The organism is Mesorhizobium sp. M7A.F.Ca.CA.002.04.1.1, from assembly GCF_004022805.1.
In the GTDB taxonomy this organism is placed as follows: Bacteria; Pseudomonadota; Alphaproteobacteria; order Rhizobiales; family Rhizobiaceae; genus Mesorhizobium; species Mesorhizobium ciceri.
In genome coordinates this window covers 1-2,271 of the sequence record NZ_RZPL01000843.1, presented here as the reverse complement: position 1 = coordinate 2,271, position 2,271 = coordinate 1, and the positions used below count along the sequence as shown (strand labels likewise).

Here is a 2,271-nt window from a genome sequence, read left to right as displayed (position 1 = left end):
GTCCTAAATTTTTATGGCAGAAATCCCGGACGCACACAAGACCGATTTGCAAAAAACTTGGGGCATTCGCGACAGAAAATGTCGTGAAGCTGAGGAAAAACGTAAGCTTCAGTCGTCGGCCTGGGCTTTGCCCGTTGGCTGGCTTTACTGTTTTTCCGGCGCCTGGCCCTTGCGATCAGCACGCGAAACCGGTCAACTTCAGTCTGATTTCCCCAACCCCCCGTTCTCCCAAGACATAGGCAGATGCATGTTCTTCGCTTCCGACAATTGGGCAGGCGCCCACCCCAACATTGCCGCCGGCCTGTCGGCCAATGCCGGCGGCTTTTCCACCGCCTATGGCGACGGAGCGCTCGACCAGGCAGTCTACCAGCGCTTCAGCGAGATTTTCGAACGCGAGGTCGCGGTGTTCTTCGTCGCCACCGGCACGGCCGCCAACTCGCTGGCGCTGACCGCTTACAACAAGCCGGGCGGCATTTCCTTTGCTCATCGCGAATCGCATGTCATCGAGGACGAATGCGGCGCGCCGGTGTATTTTTCCGGCGGCTCACGCCTGCATGAGATCGATGGCGCGCTGGGCAAGATCGATCCGCACAATCTGGAAAGGACCATCGGCCGTTTCGCACCGGAAATCGTCCATTGGGGACGGCCGATGGCCGTTTCGATCACCCAGTCGACCGAGGTCGGCACCATCTACGGCCTGGATGAGATCGAGACGATCGCGGCGATCGCCAAACGATATTCGGTGCCCTTGCACATGGACGGCGCCCGCTTTGCCAATGCGCTGGTCGCGCTCGACACGTCGCCAGCCGAAATGACCTGGAAACGCGGCGTCGACATCCTGTCCTTCGGCGGCACCAAGAATGGCTGCTGGTGCGCCGAAGCGATCGTGCTGTTCGATCTTGATCGTGCCAGGGAATTGGCGTTCCTGCGCAAGCGCGCCGCCCAGCTGTTTTCGAAATCGCGCTTCGTCGCGGCGCAGTTCGAGGCCTATTTCAAAGACGGATTGTGGCTGGACACCGCCCGCCACGCCAACGCCATGGCCGCACGCCTTGCCGCCGCGATCGAGGATTCGGCCACGGCAAAACTGGCATGGCTGCCGCAGGCAAACGAGGTTTTCGCAGTGATCAAGAAAGCCGAAGCTGAAAAGCTGCAGGCAGCGGGTGCGGCGTTCTATGATTGGCACAAGCCGCACGGCTTTGACGGCCACATCAGCGAGGACGAGTTGCTGTATCGCTTCGTCACCAGCTTCGCGACGACGGCCGATGAGGTCGACCGTTTTGGCCAGCTGATCGCCTGATACCGAAATCCCCGATAACAAAAAAGCGGCGCCTTTCGGCGCCGCTTCCGTCTCGGGAGGAGACTTGTACTTTAGGCAGCGGTCTTGGCCTCGATCTGCTTGGCCTTGGCCGAAGATGCCGTAATCGCGATCTTGCGCGGCTTCAGCTCCTCGGGGATGTTGCGCTTGAGGTCGACGAACAGCAGGCCGTTCTTCAGCGAAGCACCGACAACTTCGACGTGGTCGGCAAGCTGGAAGCGGCGTTCGAAGGCTCTCGAGGCAATGCCGCGATAGAGCAGTTCAGAGCCTTCGCCGGTGCCCTCGTCCTTGCGCTCACCCTTCACGGTCAGCACGTTGCGATGGGCTTCGATCGAGATTTCCTCGTCAGAGAAGCCGGCAACCGCCATCGAGATCCGGTAGGAATCCTCACCGGTGCGCTCGATGTTGTAGGGCGGGTAGGTCTGCGCGCCATCCGGCTGCGCAAGCGAATCGAGCATCGTGAACAGACGATCGAAGCCGACGGTCGAGCGATAAAGCGGGGAAAAATCAACGTGACGCATGAGGTGTTCTCCTGTTGAGCAACATGGTTTGCGTATGGCCGGTGCGAAACCCTTGAGCGGCGTTTCGGGTGGGCCAGCGGCCCCTACATTGGCGACCGCACGAGACATTTGGGGAGCGCTGGAAAGCATTTCAAGATTTCACCTGGCGGCAAAAGCCACGGCGGCCGGACCCTTGATGAACGGCAGATGAACCGGCACTTCGGCGCGCGTTCAGGCAGCCGGCGCTAAAGTCCATTCCAGGATCAAGGACTGGCGGCGCCGATTGCACAACAGGCACCGCAACGAGGCCGACCGGGTGTAACGTCCCTTCCTCCCGGATCGACAGAGGCCGGAAGCACGCTTTCAAGCGGCTTCCGGCCTTCCCTGTTGCAGCCCAGTCAGTCACCGGGAATTCCTTGGCTTTTGGCGCATGGGCGTCTATCACCATAGCGGAGC

The 2,271-nt window shown here is 60.5% G+C and carries 3 protein-coding genes; 1 reads left to right on the top strand and 2 read right to left on the bottom strand.

Annotated features, from left to right (window positions below; genetic code table 11):
• The first annotated feature begins 247 nt into the window (after positions 1-247).
• Positions 248-1,297 (top strand): low specificity L-threonine aldolase, encoded by a 1,050-nt coding sequence (locus ENZ75_RS29285; protein WP_013529717.1) that lies wholly within the window; start codon positions 248-250, stop codon positions 1,295-1,297.
• 71 nt (positions 1,298-1,368) lie between these two features.
• On the opposite strand, the gene ENZ75_RS29280 is transcribed toward ENZ75_RS29285, so the two are convergent.
• Together ENZ75_RS29280 and ENZ75_RS34765 are read right to left on the bottom strand one after the other, a co-directional pair.
• Complete coding sequence (locus ENZ75_RS29280; protein ID WP_013529716.1) at positions 1,369-1,836, bottom strand: Hsp20 family protein; 468 nt, start codon at positions 1,834-1,836, stop codon at positions 1,369-1,371.
• Positions 1,837-1,966: 130 nt separating this feature from the next.
• A partial coding sequence (locus ENZ75_RS34765) for a hypothetical protein (RefSeq protein ID WP_206617126.1) occupies positions 1,967-2,271 on the bottom strand: 305 nt, incomplete at its 5' end.